17 protein-coding genes and 4 tRNA genes are annotated in these 16,724 nt (G+C 58.0%); 13 read left to right on the top strand and 8 right to left on the bottom strand.

The window, feature by feature from the left end; genetic code table 11:
* Positions 1-252: 252 nt before the first annotated feature.
* Complete coding sequence (locus tag IEQ42_RS21980; RefSeq protein WP_210705185.1) at positions 253-684, bottom strand: pilin; 432 nt, start codon at positions 682-684, stop codon at positions 253-255.
* Between the two features lie 226 nt (positions 685-910).
* Here IEQ42_RS21980 and pilB point away from each other — a divergent pair, with 226 nt between their 5' ends.
* Genes pilB through yacG form a run of 5 tightly spaced genes read left to right on the top strand, consistent with a single transcriptional unit; the run spans position 911 to position 5,522 of the window.
* Complete coding sequence (gene pilB / locus IEQ42_RS21975; protein ID WP_210705183.1) at positions 911-2,611, top strand: type IV-A pilus assembly ATPase PilB; 1,701 nt, start codon at positions 911-913, stop codon at positions 2,609-2,611.
* 2 nt (positions 2,612-2,613) lie between these two features.
* Positions 2,614-3,831: a type II secretion system F family protein gene (locus tag IEQ42_RS21970; RefSeq protein ID WP_210705181.1), complete on the top strand. Its 1,218-nt coding sequence runs from the start codon at positions 2,614-2,616 to the stop codon at positions 3,829-3,831.
* A 1-nt stretch (position 3,832) separates the two neighbouring features.
* A complete protein-coding gene (locus IEQ42_RS21965; RefSeq protein WP_210705179.1) occupies positions 3,833-4,705 on the top strand; it encodes a prepilin peptidase in 873 nt (290 codons plus the stop codon).
* Positions 4,702-5,325: a dephospho-CoA kinase gene (gene coaE / locus IEQ42_RS21960; RefSeq protein WP_210705178.1), complete on the top strand. Its 624-nt coding sequence runs from the start codon at positions 4,702-4,704 to the stop codon at positions 5,323-5,325. Before IEQ42_RS21965 ends, coaE begins: the two co-directional genes overlap by 4 nt.
* Complete coding sequence (gene yacG / locus IEQ42_RS21955; protein WP_210705177.1) at positions 5,322-5,522, top strand: DNA gyrase inhibitor YacG; 201 nt, start codon at positions 5,322-5,324, stop codon at positions 5,520-5,522. The genes coaE and yacG overlap by 4 nt, the downstream gene beginning before the upstream one ends.
* A gap of 5 nt (positions 5,523-5,527) precedes the next feature.
* Here yacG and IEQ42_RS21950 read toward each other — a convergent pair whose 3' ends face one another.
* Both IEQ42_RS21950 and IEQ42_RS21945 read right to left on the bottom strand, forming a co-directional pair.
* Positions 5,528-5,743, bottom strand: coding sequence for a hypothetical protein (locus IEQ42_RS21950; RefSeq protein WP_042561116.1), 216 nt, complete (start codon positions 5,741-5,743; stop codon positions 5,528-5,530).
* 65 nt (positions 5,744-5,808) lie between these two features.
* On the bottom strand, positions 5,809-6,498 hold the full coding sequence (locus IEQ42_RS21945) for an energy-coupling factor ABC transporter permease (RefSeq protein ID WP_210705176.1): 690 nt from the start codon (positions 6,496-6,498) through the stop codon (positions 5,809-5,811).
* Between the two features lie 306 nt (positions 6,499-6,804).
* Between IEQ42_RS21945 and IEQ42_RS21940 the strand changes: the two genes are divergently transcribed.
* From IEQ42_RS21940 to IEQ42_RS21905, 8 genes are all read left to right on the top strand, one after another.
* On the top strand, positions 6,805-7,800 hold the full coding sequence (locus IEQ42_RS21940; protein WP_200613028.1) for a TRAP transporter substrate-binding protein: 996 nt from the start codon (positions 6,805-6,807) through the stop codon (positions 7,798-7,800).
* A gap of 73 nt (positions 7,801-7,873) precedes the next feature.
* Entirely contained in the window at positions 7,874-8,506 is a 633-nt protein-coding gene (locus tag IEQ42_RS21935) for a TRAP transporter small permease (RefSeq protein WP_210705175.1), read from the top strand.
* Complete coding sequence (dctM, locus tag IEQ42_RS21930; protein WP_210705174.1) at positions 8,503-9,786, top strand: TRAP transporter large permease; 1,284 nt, start codon at positions 8,503-8,505, stop codon at positions 9,784-9,786. Before IEQ42_RS21935 ends, dctM begins: the two co-directional genes overlap by 4 nt.
* A 57-nt stretch (positions 9,787-9,843) precedes the next feature.
* A complete protein-coding gene (locus IEQ42_RS21925; RefSeq protein ID WP_007909887.1) occupies positions 9,844-10,470 on the top strand; it encodes a DUF1780 domain-containing protein in 627 nt (208 codons plus the stop codon).
* Positions 10,467-10,994, top strand: coding sequence for an MOSC domain-containing protein (locus IEQ42_RS21920; protein WP_042561122.1), 528 nt, complete (start codon positions 10,467-10,469; stop codon positions 10,992-10,994). Before IEQ42_RS21925 ends, IEQ42_RS21920 begins: the two co-directional genes overlap by 4 nt.
* A gap of 51 nt (positions 10,995-11,045) precedes the next feature.
* Complete coding sequence (locus tag IEQ42_RS21915; RefSeq protein WP_042561123.1) at positions 11,046-11,219, top strand: DUF3094 family protein; 174 nt, start codon at positions 11,046-11,048, stop codon at positions 11,217-11,219.
* Positions 11,220-11,282: 63 nt separating this feature from the next.
* Positions 11,283-12,581 (top strand): NAD(P)/FAD-dependent oxidoreductase, encoded by a 1,299-nt coding sequence (locus tag IEQ42_RS21910; RefSeq protein WP_210705173.1) that lies wholly within the window; start codon positions 11,283-11,285, stop codon positions 12,579-12,581.
* A 288-nt stretch (positions 12,582-12,869) separates the two neighbouring features.
* Positions 12,870-13,277, top strand: coding sequence for an HvfA family oxazolone/thioamide-modified RiPP metallophore (locus IEQ42_RS21905; RefSeq protein WP_042561125.1), 408 nt, complete (start codon positions 12,870-12,872; stop codon positions 13,275-13,277).
* 136 nt (positions 13,278-13,413) lie between these two features.
* On the opposite strand, the gene IEQ42_RS21900 is transcribed toward IEQ42_RS21905, so the two are convergent.
* The 5 genes from IEQ42_RS21900 to clpB all read right to left on the bottom strand — a co-directional run bounded on the left by IEQ42_RS21900 (position 13,414) and on the right by clpB (position 16,688).
* Positions 13,414-13,490: transfer RNA gene (locus IEQ42_RS21900), tRNA-Pro, on the bottom strand.
* Positions 13,491-13,584: 94 nt separating this feature from the next.
* A tRNA-Lys gene (locus tag IEQ42_RS21895) sits at positions 13,585-13,660 on the bottom strand.
* 5 nt (positions 13,661-13,665) lie between these two features.
* Positions 13,666-13,742: transfer RNA gene (locus tag IEQ42_RS21890), tRNA-Pro, on the bottom strand.
* A gap of 9 nt (positions 13,743-13,751) precedes the next feature.
* Positions 13,752-13,827: transfer RNA gene (locus IEQ42_RS21885), tRNA-Asn, on the bottom strand.
* Between the two features lie 296 nt (positions 13,828-14,123).
* Entirely contained in the window at positions 14,124-16,688 is a 2,565-nt protein-coding gene (gene clpB / locus IEQ42_RS21880) for an ATP-dependent chaperone ClpB (RefSeq protein ID WP_042561126.1), read from the bottom strand.
* Positions 16,689-16,724 lie beyond the last annotated feature (36 nt).

Raw genomic sequence — 16,724 nt, 5'->3', positions numbered from 1 at the left:
CAGGGTTACCGTAGATATTGCGAACGCTGTGCCAACTTTTCAAATGACATAAAACCTTTATAAATCAACAACTTATAAATAAGGCAAATTTCCGGATTCATGCAAAATGCATGAGTGGCTGAATATTCACATGCAAGTTGCGGCTTTTTGAAAAGTTCCTAAGGCGCTGAAATTATTGAAGCTTTTGTGAAGCGCTGCGCAATGAAAAATGCCCCGCATTGCGGGGCACTTAGCCACAAGACAATGACAGCCTTATGTGCCGGTAGCAGTGCAGCCTTTTGGCGAATAGTCAGGTGCAACGGTAGTGCCGCAAGTCCAGAGACCCGCGCCGGTGCCAGAGGACCGAGTGAGCGTGATGGTTTTGTCCAATACTGGGCCTGGCGCATTTTTGATCGTACAAACGATAGTCCCGGCACCCGAAGAAGCTGTGCCTGACGCGGTCACCGAACAGTTTGAGGTGGTAACCGTCGCACTGCCCGCCACGTTAGTCAGTGTGGGATCAGTACCTTGGTTAATGACGTCCTCGAATGGCACTTTCATCGCGCTGATCTCTGCCAGCCCCGCCGTCACCTTGGATCGCGCTTGATATTTCGAATACTGCGGCAGGGCGATAGTCGCCAGAATCCCGATGATCGCCACTACGATCAGCAGCTCGATCAGCGTAAAACCTTGTTGTTTTTTCATAGAAACGCTCCATGCATGAGTCGAAATCTCATGATCTGAGAAGAACAGAGCATAGCCCATGCCAAACGCCTGAAAGCCCTGCCCACAAAGCGCGAGCAGCGCTCTACGCAGTTTCCTACAGCCCGCAGCCGCACTATCTGACACTTTTTGTCACCTGCACCGACCGTGTTTGGCGCTGTCACTTGACTAGGCTATAAGTCATGAACTGCAAGCGTGCGGAATCCCCATGAATGACATCGCTCTGAGCGGTCTGGCCAAGCAATTGGTGCAGGCCGAACTGCTCACGGAAAAAAGTGCCCAGCAGGCCTGGCAACAGGCCCAGCGCAATCGGCTGTCGCTGGTCAGTTATCTGGTGCAGAACAAACTGGTAAAGAGCGCACAGGTCGCCGAGATCGCCTCCGAGCACTTCGGCATGGCGTTCCTCGACCTTAATTGCCTGGACAAGGAAACCCAGCCCAAAGGCCTGGTCAGTGAAAAACTGGTGCGCCAGCATCACGCCCTGCCCCTATGGCGACGCGGCAACAAGCTGTTCGTGGGAATTTCCGACCCGAGCAATCATCAGGCAATCAACGACATCCAGTTCAGCACCGGGTTGAGCACCGAAGCCATCCTGGTGGAGGACGACAAGCTCAGCGATGCCATCGAAAAATTCTTCGACACCCATGGCACCGGTCTCGAAGACATGGCCGACGTCGATCTCGACGGCCTCGATGTCGAATCGATCGACGACAACAAGCAGGACGCCATCGGCGGACAAGACGCCGACGATGCGCCGGTGGTGCGTTTCGTCCACAAGATGCTGCTCGATGCGATCAAAAGCGGCTCCTCCGACCTGCATTTCGAGCCTTACGAAAAAAACTACCGGGTACGGGTGCGCACCGACGGCATTCTGCGCGAGGCGGCCAAGCCACCGATCCAACTGGCCGGGCGCATCGCCGCACGTTTGAAAGTCATGGCCAGCCTCGACATCTCGGAACGGCGCAAACCGCAGGACGGGCGGATCAAGATGCGCCTGTCCAAAAGCAAGTCGATCGACTTCCGGGTCAATACCCTGCCGACCCTGTGGGGCGAAAAAGTGGTGATCCGGATTCTCGACCCCTCCAGCGCGCAAATGGGCATTGACGCCCTCGGCTATGAGCCTGAGCAGAAAGACCTGTATTTGGCAGCCCTCAAGCAGCCACAAGGGATGATTCTGGTCACCGGCCCCACTGGCTCGGGCAAAACGGTGTCGCTGTACACCGGGCTGAATATTCTCAACACGGTCGACATCAACATATCCACCGCCGAAGACCCGGTGGAGATCAACATGGAAGGCATCAACCAGGTCAACGTCAACCCCAGACAGGGGCTCGACTTTGCCCAAGCCTTGCGCTCGTTTCTGCGTCAGGATCCGGACGTGATCATGGTCGGCGAGATCCGCGACCTAGAAACCGCCGAGATCGCGATCAAGGCTGCGCAGACCGGCCACCTCGTGCTTTCGACACTGCACACCAACAGCGCGGCGGAAACCCTGACGCGACTGCATAACATGGGTATCCCGGGCTTTAACATCGCCACTTCGGTCAGCCTGATCATCGCCCAGCGGCTGGCGCGCAAGCTGTGCAGCCACTGCAAGAGAGCCATCGAGATTCCGCGCGAAACCCTGATCAAGGAAGGTTTCCCCGAGGAACGCATCGGCAGTTTCACGATCTACGAGCCAGTCGGTTGCGATCACTGCAATGGCGGTTACAAGGGACGCATGGGGATTTATGAAGTGGTGAAGAACACAGCAGACCTGCAACGACTGATCATGGCCGAGGGCAACTCGCTGGAAATCGACATCCAGATGCGCCGCGACGGCTTCGACGACCTGCGTACCTCAGGCCTGCGCAAAGCCATGCAAGGCATTACCAGCCTGGAAGAAATCAACCGGGTCACCAAGGACTGAACATGGCGGTCAAGGCAGCGAAAATCAGCGTCTACGCCTGGGAAGGCACGGACAGGAAAGGCAGCAAACTCAGCGGTGAATTAAGCGGGCAGAACCCGGCACTGATCAAGGCTCAACTGCGCAAGCAAGGGATCAATCCGGGCAAGGTGCGTAAAAAAACCGCCTCGCTTTTCAGCTTCGGCAAACGCATCAAACCCCGGGACATCGCCCTGTTCACGCGGCAGATGGCAACCATGATGAAGGCTGGCGTGCCGCTGCTGCAGTCGTTCGACATCATCGGTGAGGGCTTCGAAAACCCGGCCATGCGCAAACTGGTCGACGAGGTGAAACAGGAGATCGCCGCCGGTAACAGCTTTGCCAACGCTCTGCGCAAGAAGCCGCAGTACTTCGATGAGTTGTATTGCAACCTCGTGGATGCCGGCGAACAGTCCGGCGCCCTCGACACGTTGCTGGAACGGGTCGCGACCTATAAGGAAAAAAGCGAAGCCCTCAAGGCCAAGATCAAGAAAGCCATGACTTACCCCACCGCCGTGGTGCTGGTTGCAGCCGTGGTGACCGGGATTCTGCTGGTGAAAGTGGTGCCGCAGTTCGAGTCGGTTTTTTCCGGTTTTGGCGCCGAGTTGCCGGCCTTCACCCTTCTGGTCATCAGCCTCTCGGAGTTCATGCAGCAATGGTGGTGGGCGATACTCGTTGCGCTGGTGGCCGCTTTTTTCGGCACCCGCCATGCGCTGAAAACATCCCAGCCCATGCGCGATCGCAAAGACACCTGGCTATTGAAGCTGCCGTTGGTGGGCACGTTGATGTACAAATCTGCCGTTGCACGCTTCGCCCGGACCCTGTCGACCACATTTGCTGCCGGCGTGCCGTTGGTGGAAGCGCTCGACTCGGTGGCCGGCGCCACGGGCAACGTGGTGTTCAAGCGCGCGGTATTGCGCATCCGCCAGGATGTTTCCACGGGCATGCAGCTGAATTTTTCCATGCGCACCACCGGGGTTTTTCCCAACATGGCGGTGCAGATGACCGCCATCGGCGAAGAGTCCGGCGCGCTGGACGAAATGCTCGACAAGGTCGCCGGGTTTTACGAGGACGAAGTGGATAACATGGTCGACAACCTCACCAGCCTCATGGAGCCGTTCATCATGGTCGTCCTGGGGGTGATTGTCGGCGGTCTGGTGGTGGCGATGTACCTGCCGATCTTCCAACTCGGCTCAGCGATCTGACATGCCTATCGACGAACTCTTTGCCGTTTACCCACTGGCCTTTGTCTGCACGGCGTTGCTGCTCGGTCTTATCGTCGGCAGCTTTCTCAATGTGCTGGTCTGGCGCCTGCCGAAAATGCTCGAGCGCGATTGGCGCCAGCAGGCGCAGGACGTGCTCGGTCTGCCCGGCGAAACGCCGCTGCCGACCTACAACCTGATGCTGCCGCACTCAGAGTGTCCGCACTGCGCACATCGAATTCGTGCGTGGGAAAACATCCCGCTGCTCAGCTATCTGTGCCTGCGCGGACGCTGCTCCGCGTGCGCAGCGCCGATCAGCAAACGCTATCCACTGACCGAACTGAGTTGTGGACTGCTTTCGGCGCTTATCGCCTGGCAGGTGGGTTTTGGCTGGCCGGCCTGTCTGTTGATCTTCCTCACCTGGGGCTTGCTGGCGATGAGCCTGATCGACACCGAGCATCAATTGCTGCCCGATGTGCTGGTGCTGCCGTTGCTGTGGCTGGGGCTGATCGTCAACAGTTTCGGGCTGTTCGTGCCGCTGCACGATGCCATGTGGGGCGCGGTGGCCGGTTATATGGCGCTGTGGTCGGTGTTCTGGCTGTTCAAACTGCTGACCGGCAAGGACGGCATCGGTCACGGTGATTTCAAGCTGCTGGCGCTGCTCGGCGCCTGGGGTGGCTGGCAGATTCTGCCGCTGACGATCCTGCTGTCTTCGCTGGTGGGAGCGATTATCGGGGTGATTTTGCTGCGTGTGCGCGAGCAGAAAACCTCGACGCCGATCCCCTTCGGCCCCTATCTGGCAATTGCCGGCTGGATTGCCTTGCTCTGGGGTGGTCAAATAACCGACTTCTATTGGCAGTTTGTCGGTTTGAAATGAATACCCCTGTGGAAAAACCCTGGATTCTCGGCCTGACCGGCGGCATCGGCAGCGGCAAAAGCGCTGCGGCCCAGCACTTCATCGACCTTGGCGTCCATGTGGTCGACGCTGATCACGCAGCACGCTGGGTGGTCGAACCGGGTCGCCCGGCGCTGGCCAGGATTGCCGAGCACTTCGGCGCCGGCGTGTTACAGGCTGACGGCACGCTGGATCGCGCCGCCCTGCGCAAGCTGATCTTCGAAGTCCCGGAGCAGCGCCGCTGGCTCGAAACCCTGCTGCATCCGTTGATCGCCGAGGAAATCACCCATCATCTGGCGCTGGCAAAATCGCCTTACGCGATTCTGGTTTCACCGCTGTTGATCGAATCCGGGCAATACGCGATGACCCAAAGAATTCTGGTGATCGACGCACCGCAACAACTGCAGATCGAACGCACCTTGCAGCGTGACCAGACCAGCGAACAGCAGGTTCAGGCGATCCTCAAAGCCCAGTCGAGCCGTGAAGACCGCGTGAGCCGTGCCGACGACGTGGTGGTCAACGACCGCGACCTCGCCTGGCTGCACAGCGAGGTCGAGCGCCTGCATGACTTTTACCTGACTTTAAATGGAGGCCAATCATGAGCCAGATCCCGACCCTAGAATGCCCAACGTGTGGCGCCCCCGTGGAATTCACTCCCGCTAACAAATTCCGGCCGTTCTGCTCCGATCGCTGCAAACTGATCGACTTGGGCGCCTGGGCCTCGGAAGAGCACAAGATCCCGGTCGCACCGGACGCCGAGGATGAACTGTTTTCCGGCGATTTCGATCCGCGCCACTGATCCCGTCAGGGCCGCATGAAGCCGTAGTCCTGATCGTCGTCGAGGTTTTCCGCCAGAAAGCGCAACTCGTCGGCCAGGTCTTCGGCGTTGCGCACGGTCTTGCTCTGTTGCACCACCGCACTGAGCAAGGCGCGCAGGCTCAACCCCGGATCGAACCCCACCTCTTGCGCCATCTCCAGACTCTTGCGGGTTTCCTGCCGCGCCCACTCGTAAACACTCATGCTGCCGCTCCTGAAGGAATTTGGCCGAGCATGAAATGCCGCGCGCGTGGCGGGTTTGATGTGGATCAAGACTTGGGATCGTCGTCCTTCCAAGGTGCCGAAAGGTAGCGCGTGCGATTGAACGTCTCCAGCCATTCCGGGCTGAACACCACCAGTGCGCTGACCACCATGCCGTTGATGAACGCCTCGGGGAATATGATCAGCCATAGGTAGCCGATGAAGTCTTCCAGCCATTCGGGCATGGCAAACAGGCCGTCGTACCAGAGCAATGTCAGGCTCAGCAGCAGACACAGCAACGCCGCCAGCGCGGCGGCGAGAAACCCGGAGCAGAAGATGTACACGAAGGGATTGCGTGGCTGGGCGCGCTCGACGAGGATCGCCACGCACTCGGTAACCAGCACCGGCAGCAGAATAAACAGCGCGCCGTTGACCCCCAGTGCCGCGAGATCCTGGCGCCCGAGCAGCACCAGGCCAACTTGCGCCACCAGCCCGCCGAGAATCGCCAGCGGCCAGTCGAGCAGCAATGTCACTGCCGTCATGCCGATGAAGTGATAAGCCACCCCGGTATCGAAATCCCGGCGCACCAGCCACAACAGAAACAGCGCGAACACCGTGCCGAACAACAGATGCTGGCGACGGCTATCACTGAACAACTCGACCCAAGGAGCACGAACAATCGCCCAGAACAGCACCGGCAGATAGATCAGCCATCCGAGCGTCAGACTTGTGGATGACAGCAGTTCGGCGCCGATCATAGGTGATCCTTCGCTGACGCCTGGGGCCACGCCAGCCAAAGATCGAGCAGCAACACTGTTATTTTTTTCACGCGGTTCTCCCGTCGAGACAGTTCTCAGTCTATACCGCCGTTTGCGACTCGCCGTGTCACGCTACTGCGCGTGGCGGCTGGAGATACTCACCGTCCTGGTGCTGTTCACACCGGTTTTCTTGAAATACCAGTCTGGACAACCAATTGCGATTTATTGCCTAGACTCCTCTTGTCCACCGTGCAAACGCTTTTCAGCCATGAACCGCACGAGAACTAAAACAAGAGGAACATCTCAATGCTTAAATCATTGCGCAATGCAGTCGTCTGCGCACTCGCGCTGGGCGTATCAGGCCTGGCGCTGGCGGCCGATCCAATCGTTATCAAGTTTTCCCATGTCGTCGCCGAGCAAACGCCCAAGGGCCAAGGCGCCCTGCTATTCCAGAAACTCGTCGAAGAACGCCTGAAGGACAAGGTCAAGGTTGAGGTCTACCCGAACTCTTCATTGTTCGGCGACGGCAAGGAAATGGAGGCACTGCTGTTGGGCGATGTGCAACTCATTGCTCCGTCGCTGGCAAAGTTCGAACAATACACACCGAAATTGCAGCTATTCGACTTGCCGTTCCTGTTCAACGACATCTCGGCCGTCGACCGTTTCCAGCGCAGCCCTCAAGGCCAGGAACTGCTCAAGTCGATGGAAAGCAAGAACATCACAGGCCTGGCTTATTGGCACAACGGCATGAAGCAGCTGTCCGCCAACAAGAAGCTGGTTGTACCGGGCGATGCCCGGGGTCTGAAATTCCGTGTACAGGCGTCGGCCGTACTGGATGAACAATTCAAAGCAGTGAAAGCCAACCCGCGCAAGTTGAGCTTCGCCGAGGTGTATCAGAGCTTGCAGACCGGTGTCGTGAATGGCGCGGAAAACCCTTACTCGAACATCTTCAGTCAGAAAATGCACGAAGTGCAGAAGTTCATCACCGAATCCGACCATGGCTTGCTCGACTACATGCTGATCACCAACACCAAGTTCTGGAATGGCCTGCCGCCGGATGTGAGAACCGAACTGGACAAAATAATCGTCGAGGTTACTGCCCAGGTGAACAAAGACGCCGAGAAGCTCAACCAGGACGCCAAACAGCATATCGTCGACGCCAAAACCACTGAAATCATCCTGCTGACTCCGGAACAACGTGGCGAGTGGCGTGAAAAAATGAAGCCGGTCTGGGCGAAGTTCGAAGGTGCTATCGGCGCCGACCTGATCAAGGCCGCCGACGCCTCAAACCAGGCTCAGTAAATCTGCCCGCATGTGCTGCCTCAAAAGGGCGGCACCTGTTTCATTGTGCTCACTCGATCGGGAGCAGTTACTCATGAATGCCTTGCGGCGCATCTGGGACCACTTCGAGGAAGGCTTCATTGTTTTCCTGTTGGCGGCAATGACGCTGGTGACGTTCGTTTACGTCATCCTGAACAACCTCTATAGCGTTTTCTACAGCTTCGCCGAGCAATGGCAAGGCGCAAGTGAACCGTTATTCGCGATTGGCGACAGCATCATGGGGATGGCCCAGGCCATGACGTGGAGCATCGCGTTGACCAAAGCCCTGTTTGCCTGGCTGATCTTTTTTGGCTTGTCCTATGGCGTGCGCACTGCCGGGCATATCGGCGTGGATGCCTTGGTGAAGCTGGCCAGCAAACCGACTCAGCGCATCATCGCCATCATTGCCTGCCTGTGCTGTCTCGCCTATGCGGGGCTGCTCAGTGTCAGCAGTTTCGAATGGATTCAGACGTTGTTCATCGCCGGTATCGGCGCCGAGGATCTCGGTCACTACGGCATCATGCAGTGGCACATCGGGCTGATCGTGCCTGTCGGTTTCGCTCTGGTGTTCATTCGCTTTGCCGAAATCCTCGTGCGCATCGTGCAACACCGTCAAACCGGTCTGGGCCTGGCCGATGAAGCCGCAGAAGCGATGAAACTGACCGAACATAAGGATGACAAGAAATGACCATTCTGTTCCTCTTCGTCGCCCTGTTCGTGCTGATGTTCATCGGCGTACCGATCGCCATTTCCCTGGGTTTGGCCGGTTCGATGACGATCATTCTGTTCAGCCCCGACTCCGTGCGCTCACTGGCCATCAAGTTATTCGAGACATCCGAGCACTACACGTTACTGGCGATCCCGTTCTTTTTGCTGGCCGGCGCGTTCATGACCACGGGCGGCGTGGCGCGACGCCTGATCGACTTTGCCAATGCGTGTGTCGGTCATATTCGCGGCGGTCTGGCCATCGCAGCCGTCCTCGCGTGCATGTTGTTCGCCGCGCTGTCCGGCTCGAGCCCTGCAACGGTCGCGGCCGTGGGCTCCATCGCAATTGCGGGCATGGTCCGCTCCGGTTATCCACAGGCGTTCGGTGCCGGCATCGTGTGCAATGCCGGTACGCTGGGCATTCTCATTCCACCCTCCATCGTCATGGTGGTGTATGCCGCTGCGACAGAGACCTCGGTCGGCAAGCTGTTCATGGCCGGGGTCATACCGGGTTTGCTGCTGGGTACCGTGCTGATGGTGGCCATCTATATCGTCGCGGTCAGAAAAAACCTGCCTGCCATGCCTCGTGCCACCGTTCGTGAATGGTTTACGGCAGCACGTAAAGCCATCTGGGGCCTGTTGCTCATGGTCATCATCCTGGGCGGCATTTACTCAGGAATGTTCACGCCCACCGAGGCGGCGGCAGTCGCGGCGGTCTACTCGGCATTCATTGCACTGTTCGTCTACAAGGACATGACGTTCCGTGAGACCCCGAAAGTGCTGCTGGAATCCGCCAAGCTGAGCATCATGCTGATGTTCATCATCGCCAATGCCATGCTGTTCGCTCATGTGTTGACCACCGAGCAAATTCCGCAACAGATCACCGCCTGGGTCATCGGCGCGGGGCTGACGCCGGTGACGTTCCTGCTGGTGGTGAACATCGTATTACTGGTGGCGGGGGCGTTCATGGAGCCTTCGGCAATCATCCTGATCCTGGCGCCGATCCTGTTTCCGATTGCCGCGCAGCTGGGGATCGACCCGATCCACCTGGGCATCATCATGGTGGTGAACCTGGAGATCGGACTGATTACCCCGCCCGTGGGGCTGAACCTGTTCGTCACGTCGGCGGTGACAGGCATGTCGCTGGGTGCCACCATCCGTGCGGCGATGCCTTGGCTGGTTATCCTGTTACTGTTCCTGATATTGATAACCTATGTACCGTGGATTTCGCTGGCCTTGCCAAACTGGCTGGGGATGACGTAACCGGGAAGAGTTTTCCTGGCCACTACTTCGATCACATTTGAACGCTAAGCTTGGCCTATGGATGACTCAGATTACTTACGCCTGCTGACCATCGCGGCCGAGCAGGCCAACGCATTCCTGTCCAATGCCCGCAAATGGGAGCGTGAGCGTTGGGTCTGCCAGCGCCTGCTGCAAGGCCTGAACATTCCTTATCGCGCCGACGAGTTCGCGCCTGCCGGCGAGCCGCCGGACGTGCTGTTTCGTGACGCCAACTTCGAAGTATTCTTCGTCCTCGACGAGGGGCGCAGGCTTAACGACGAATGGCGCGATGAACTGCAACGTCGGCGCAGCGCGTTTTCCCTCAGTCAACTGGTGCGCCGCGAAGCCAAGCCGAAGCGGATTCCGGCCAATGAGTTCCTCTTGCGCCTCGCGCCGACGCTGCGTAAAAAAGCCCACAACTACAAGGAACGTGGCATGGATCTGGGCGAGCTGGACATCATCGCGTTCGCCAGCCTCAAACGCGAGGTGCTGGACCTCAATAGCCACTTTCCGCCGCCGACCGAATATTTGCGTCAGGGCTGGCGTTCGCTGTCCCTCGTGGGTCCGACGTTCGCCCGCGTGCTGTTTGCGCACCCCGATGCACCGGATTTTCTGCGCAGTAACCTGGGGCGCAGCATCGTCTTCGATGTAGGGATCAGCCTGTGACACCACTTCAGCAATTGATCGCCGATGTCCCGCAAACCGGCACCGTGCGCTGGATCGGCGTGCGCCCCGAATCCCGTGGACCGATGATCGAACTCGATGCCGTTGAAGCACGCCTTGAAGCCGGACTGACCGGCGACCACGCCCGCCCCGGGGTGCGCAACGCGCGGCAAGTGACGCTGATTCAGTGGGAACATCTGGCCGTGATCAGCGCATTGATGGGACGCCCGCACGATCAACCAGTAAAACCTGAAGATCTGCGGCGCAATCTCGTTATAAGCGGGATCAACCTGTTCAGCCTCAAGGGCAGGCGCTTTCGTATCGGTCAGGCGATTTTCGAAACCACCGGCTGGTGCCAGCCCTGCGCACGCCTGCAGAACAACCTCGGCCCCGGCACCTTTCAAGCGGTGCGCGGGCATGGCGGAATCACCGCGCGGGTGTTACAAAGCGGCATCATTCGCCTCGACGATAGCCTCTGTGTCGAACCGGTTCCGGACAGCGGCTATGCTGCGTTCAACCCCGGTTGAAAACCGCTGTAGCTTCTGCACATTCAGCAACGTCTACCTGACGAGGCCTTTATGACCAGCCGCCTGAAACCCGAAGACCAAAAGCATGTCGAAGAGTACCTGCAACTTTCCCAACACCGCGTCGAGCGCCGGCCTTTCCGGCCGTGGATGCTCCTGGTGCTGGTGCTGGCAGTGACCATTGGTCTGGGCCTGTTGAGCCGATTTATCAGTTACCTGACGCTATGAGCTGCATCGCGCTCGCTCGGGTAATCGCACCGATTTCTTTTAAAAACCTTGCGAGTTATCCCTATGTCCCATCGTATTGTTATTGTCGGCGGCGGCGCCGGCGGTCTGGAGTTGGCTACCCGCCTGGGTAAGACTCTGGGCAAGCGCGGCACGGCCAGTGTGATGCTGGTCGACGCGAACCTGACGCACATCTGGAAACCGCTGTTGCACGAAGTGGCGGCTGGATCGCTGAACTCCTCCGAAGACGAACTCAACTATGTTGCCCAGGCAAAATGGAACCACTTCGAGTTCCAGCTGGGGCGCATGAGCGGGCTTGATCGTGCCGCGAAGAAAATCCAGCTGGCCGCTACCTACGACGAAAACGGCGTCGAACTGGTACCCGCCCGCGAAGTGGCGTATGACTCGCTGGTGATCGCAGTTGGCAGTACCACCAACGATTTCGGCACGCAGGGCGCGGCGCAGCACTGTCTGTTCCTCGACACCCGCAAACAGGCCGAGCGTTTCCACCAGCAACTGCTCAACCACTATCTGCGTGCCCATGCGGGGCAAACCGATGTGGTCCAGCAGATCAGCGTGGCCATCGTCGGCGCCGGTGCTACCGGCGTCGAGCTGGCGGCAGAACTGCACAACGCGGCGCATGAACTGGCGGCGTACGGCCTCGACCGCATCAAACCGGAAAACATGCACATCACCCTCATCGAAGCCGGGCCACGGGTGCTGCCTGCCCTGCCGGAGCGCATCAGCGGGCCGGTGCACAAGACCCTGGAGAAACTCGGGGTCAACGTGATGACCAACGCGTCGGTCAGCGAAGTGACGGCCGATAGCCTGATTACCGCCGATGGCAACGAGATCAAGGCCAGCCTGAAGGTCTGGGCGGCGGGCATTCGTGCACCGGGTTTCCTCAAGGATATCGATGGCCTGGAAACCAACCGCATCAATCAACTGCAAGTGCTACCCACCCTGCAAACCACCCGCGACGAAAACATCTTCGCGTTCGGCGATTGCGCCGCATGCCCGCAACCTGGCTCCGATCGCAACGTGCCGCCGCGTGCGCAAGCCGCGCACCAACAGGCGTCACTGCTGGCCAAATCGCTGAAACTGCGCATCGAAGGCAAGACCCTGCCGGAATACAAATACACCGACTATGGCTCGCTGATTTCGCTGTCGCGCTTCTCGGCTGTGGGTAACCTGATGGGCAATCTGACCGGCAGCGTGATGCTCGAAGGCTGGCTGGCGCGGATGTTTTACGTGTCGCTGTATCGCATGCACCAGATGGCGCTGTACGGGCCTTTCCGCACGGCAATGCTGATGCTGGGCAGCAAGATCGGTCGCGGGACTGAGCCGCGTCTGAAGCTGCACTGATGCAATACCTGTAGGAGCTGCGGCACGCTGCGATCTTTTGATCTGGTTTTTAAAGATCAAACGATCGCAGCTTCGGTTCACTCGAAGGCTCCTACAGGTTTTGTTGATTATTTGCAGAGATGTGTCTGACTGTATCCCGCCCCGCTCTCCCCACCTTCGCTTACAAACGCCCCGCTCCACGACACAGACGCGATACACCGCCATCGCCTAATGGCCCCACCTGAGCACACCTGCTCCGGCTGATCGCCCTTAACGTGTGGTTGCGCTGTGCAACCGTAGGAGAATGCAATGTCCCATCACTCGACTCTCGGCAAAAAATCCATTGGCCTGTTCGGCGCTGCGCTGGCGGGAGGTCTGATGCTGTCCGGCTCGGTATTCGCCGCGCAGCCACTGGCTCAGGGCTACATGGTCGCGTCAGCAGAAACCTCGGTAAAAACTCCGGAAGGCAAATGCGGTGAGGGCAAATGCGGCGATGCCTCGATGGCCAAGACTGACAGCGATGGCGACGGCAAAGTCTCGCGCGCCGAGTTCATCAAAGTCGCGCCGAAATCCGACTTCGACAAGATCGACACCAACCATGACGGCTTCATCGATGAGCAAGAAGCGTATGACAACGTGAAAGCCAACTTCGAAGCCAACGGCAAGAAAATGCCCAAGGGTCTGTTCGAACACCTGAAAGATCAAGACGGCGCCTGAGTCGGCTGAAGACAAAGCCGCTTCTTCCTTTGGAAAACGCGGCTTTTTTACGCCCCAAACAAACACTGTTGCTGTTGGGCTTATAAATGCCGGACAAAAAAAATCCCCGTATCTTTCGATACGAGGATTTTTAATATGGTCGGGGTAAGGGGATTCGAACTCCTGACATCCTGCTCCCAAAGCAGGCGCGCTACCGGACTGCGCTATACCCCGGTAAAAAAAAGGCGACCTTTCGATCGCCTTCTTCGATCAGCGCTTTTGGCCTCTGATCTTAAGATTCGATCCCAGCGTTAACTGGTTTCAAAAATGGTGGGTCGTGTGGGATTCGAACCTACGACCAATTGGTTAAAAGCCAACTGCTCTACCAACTGAGCTAACGACCCAAAAATGGTCGGGGTAAGGGGATTCGAACTCCTGACATCCTGCTCCCAAAGCAGGCGCGCTACCGGACTGCGCTATACCCCGGCTTGAAATTGGCTCCGTGACCAGGACTCGAACCTGGGACCCAATGATTAACAGTCATTTGCTCTACCGACTGAGCTATCACGGAACTACATATTTCAATTTACAACGGTGAAACTTGAAGCTTTCAGACTCCGTTCGCATCGCTGCGTTCGTGTGTCTGAGGCGCGCTATTCTACAACCTAGAACACCTCTGTCAACCCCCTAAATCGCTTTCAAGTTAATGATTTGCAACTTATTTCAGATTTCCGCTCAGTGAGCTGAAACCCTTGTGGGTGACTGACTGCGGGGCGCACTTTACAAGCCTTTTCCTTTCAGTTCAACAGCCTGGCGAAAAAAAGGCCTCGCAATGCGAGGCCTTCCTTATTTTATTGACGCTGCGGATCAGTTGAAAACGATTTCGTCGTTCTCCACTGCACCTGTTGCTGTCGCGCCAGGCAGGAAATGCCCCGACAGGATCAGTTGCGCCAACGGGTTTTCGATCCAGCGCTGGATCGCCCGCTTCAGAGGACGTGCGCCATAGACCGGGTCGTAGCCGACGGCAATCAGCTTGTCCATCGCCTCCGGACTCAGTTCCAGCTTCAGCTCGCGCTCGGCCAGACGGCTGCGCAGGCGGCCCAACTGGATCTCGGTAATACCCGCGATCTGATCCCGCGCCAAAGGCTCGAAGATCACCACCTCGTCGACCCGGTTGATGAACTCCGGACGGAAGTGGGAAGTCAGCGCGTCCATGACTGCCGCACGTTGTGCCTCATGATCACCGACCAGCTCCTGGATCTGCGACGAGCCGAGGTTAGAGGTCATGACGATCACGGTATTGCGGAAATCGACCGTACGGCCATGACTGTCGGTCAGACGGCCATCTTCAAGCACTTGCAGCAGAATGTTGAACACATCCGGATGCGCCTTCTCGACTTCGTCCAAGAGGATCACCGAGTAAGGCTTGCGCCGTACCGCTTCGGTCAGATAACCGCCCTCTTCGTAACCGACGTATCCCGGTGGCGCACCGATCAGCCGTGCCACGGAATGTTTCTCCATGAACTCGGACATGTCGATCCGCACCATCGCCTCTTCAGTATCAAAGAGGAACTCGGCGAGAGCCTTGCACAGCTCGGTTTTACCGACACCGGTCGGGCCGAGGAACATGAACGAGCCGCTCGGACGATTCGGGTCGGACAACCCGGCGCGCGAACGACGCACCGCATTGGAAACCGCCACGACCGCCTCTTCCTGACCGATAACGCGCTTGTGCAACAGGCTTTCCATCTTCATCAGCTTGTCGCGCTCGCCTTCGAGCATTTTCGACACCGGGATGCCGGTCCACTTCGACACGACTTCCGCGATTTCTTCCTCAGTCACCTTGCTGCGCAGCAACTGGTTTTCGCTCTTGCCGTGCTGGTCGACCATTTGCAGGCTGCGCTCCAGATCCGGGATGACCCCGTACTGCAACTCCGCCATGCGGTTCAGATCGCCTTTGCGGCGCGCGGCTTCCAGTTCCTGACGGGACTGTTCGATCTTCTGCTGAATCTGTGCAGAACCCTGCACCTCGGCTTTTTCCGAGTTCCAGATTTCTTCCAGGTCCGAGTATTCGCGCTCAAGACGGACGATTTCTTCCTGAAGTTTTTCCAGGCGCTTCATCGCCGCTTCATCGCTTTCTTTCTTCAGTGCCTGAGATTCAACTTTCAACTGAATCAAACGGCGCTCCAGACGATCCAGCACTTCCGGCTTGGAATCGATCTCCATGCGGATGCGGCTGGCGGCCTCGTCGATCAGGTCGATGGCCTTGTCCGGCAACTGCCGATCAGTGATGTAACGGTGACTGAGCTTGGCCGCCGCAATGATCGCGCCGTCGGTGATCGCGACTTTATGGTGAACCTCGTAACGCTCTTTGAGGCCACGCAGGATCGCGATGGTGTCTTCTTCGCTCGGCTCTTCCACCAAAACTTTCTGGAAACGCCGTTCGAGGGCCGCATCCTTCTCTATATATTGGCGGTACTCGTTGAGCGTGGTTGCGCCAACGCAATGCAACTCGCCGCGAGCCAGCGCAGGCTTGAGCATGTTGCCCGCATCCATGGAGCCTTCGCCCTTACCGGCGCCGACCATGGTGTGCAGTTCGTCAATGAACAGAATGATCTGCCCTTCCTGCTTCGACAGCTCATTGAGTAGCGATTTCAGGCGCTCTTCGAACTCACCGCGATACTTGGCACCGGCAATCAGTGCGCCCATATCGAGGGACAGCAGACGCTTGCCCTTGAGGCCATCCGGCACTTCGCCGTTGATGATGCGCTGGGCCAGACCTTCGGCAATCGCGGTTTTACCCACGCCAGGCTCACCGATCAGCACCGGGTTGTTCTTGGTGCGACGCTGCAGAACCTGGATGGTGCGACGGATTTCGTCGTCACGGCCGATCACCGGATCAAGCTTGCCGTCTTCGGCGCGCTTGGTCAGGTCGACGGTGTACTTATCCAGCGCCTGACGCGACTCTTCGTGGTTGGCGTCGTTAACAGCTTCGCCACCGCGCAGGTTGTTGATCGCGTTTTCCAGAGCTTTCTTGCTCACGCCCTGGCCGAGCAACAGCTTGCCGAGCTTGCTGTTTTCGTCCATTGCAGCGAGCAACACCAGTTCGCTGGAAATGAACTGATCGCCCTTTTGCTGGGCCAGACGATCAGCCTGATTGAGCAGGCGCGCCAGATCCTGCGACATATTCACGTCGCCAGTCGGGTTCTGGATTTTTGGTAATTGATCGAGCTCTTTGGTCAGCTCTTTTCGCAGACTGTTGACGTCAAAGCCTACTTGCATCAGCAGAGGTTTGATCGAACCACCCTGCTGTTCAAGCATGGCCTGCATCAAGTGCGCCGGCTCGATGGCCGGATGATCGTGGCCGACCGCCAACGACTGGGCGTCGGACAAGGCCAACTGTAATTTGCTGGTTAAACGGTCTATACGCATGGGGTCACCTTCCTTTTGAGCAGGCCGGACCTGAAA

The organism is Pseudomonas iridis, assembly GCF_017980685.1.
GTDB classification, from domain to species: Bacteria; Pseudomonadota; Gammaproteobacteria; order Pseudomonadales; family Pseudomonadaceae; genus Aquipseudomonas; species Aquipseudomonas iridis.
This window is presented reverse-complemented; position numbering and strand designations above follow the sequence as displayed.

Coding starts and splice junctions, on each gene's coding strand:
- IEQ42_RS21980 (WP_210705185.1), bottom strand. CDS start 684: ATGAAAAAACAACAAGGTTTTACGCTGATCGAGCTGCTGATCGTAGTG.
- pilB (WP_210705183.1), top strand. CDS start 911: ATGAATGACATCGCTCTGAGCGGTCTGGCCAAGCAATTGGTGCAGGCC.
- IEQ42_RS21970 (WP_210705181.1), top strand. CDS start 2,614: ATGGCGGTCAAGGCAGCGAAAATCAGCGTCTACGCCTGGGAAGGCACG.
- IEQ42_RS21965 (WP_210705179.1), top strand. CDS start 3,833: ATGCCTATCGACGAACTCTTTGCCGTTTACCCACTGGCCTTTGTCTGC.
- coaE (WP_210705178.1), top strand. CDS start 4,702: ATGAATACCCCTGTGGAAAAACCCTGGATTCTCGGCCTGACCGGCGGC.
- yacG (WP_210705177.1), top strand. CDS start 5,322: ATGAGCCAGATCCCGACCCTAGAATGCCCAACGTGTGGCGCCCCCGTG.
- IEQ42_RS21950 (WP_042561116.1), bottom strand. CDS start 5,743: ATGAGTGTTTACGAGTGGGCGCGGCAGGAAACCCGCAAGAGTCTGGAG.
- IEQ42_RS21945 (WP_210705176.1), bottom strand. CDS start 6,498: ATGATCGGCGCCGAACTGCTGTCATCCACAAGTCTGACGCTCGGATGG.
- IEQ42_RS21940 (WP_200613028.1), top strand. CDS start 6,805: ATGCTTAAATCATTGCGCAATGCAGTCGTCTGCGCACTCGCGCTGGGC.
- IEQ42_RS21935 (WP_210705175.1), top strand. CDS start 7,874: ATGAATGCCTTGCGGCGCATCTGGGACCACTTCGAGGAAGGCTTCATT.
- dctM (WP_210705174.1), top strand. CDS start 8,503: ATGACCATTCTGTTCCTCTTCGTCGCCCTGTTCGTGCTGATGTTCATC.
- IEQ42_RS21925 (WP_007909887.1), top strand. CDS start 9,844: ATGGATGACTCAGATTACTTACGCCTGCTGACCATCGCGGCCGAGCAG.
- IEQ42_RS21915 (WP_042561123.1), top strand. CDS start 11,046: ATGACCAGCCGCCTGAAACCCGAAGACCAAAAGCATGTCGAAGAGTAC.
- IEQ42_RS21910 (WP_210705173.1), top strand. CDS start 11,283: ATGTCCCATCGTATTGTTATTGTCGGCGGCGGCGCCGGCGGTCTGGAG.
- IEQ42_RS21905 (WP_042561125.1), top strand. CDS start 12,870: ATGTCCCATCACTCGACTCTCGGCAAAAAATCCATTGGCCTGTTCGGC.
- clpB (WP_042561126.1), bottom strand. CDS start 16,688: ATGCGTATAGACCGTTTAACCAGCAAATTACAGTTGGCCTTGTCCGAC.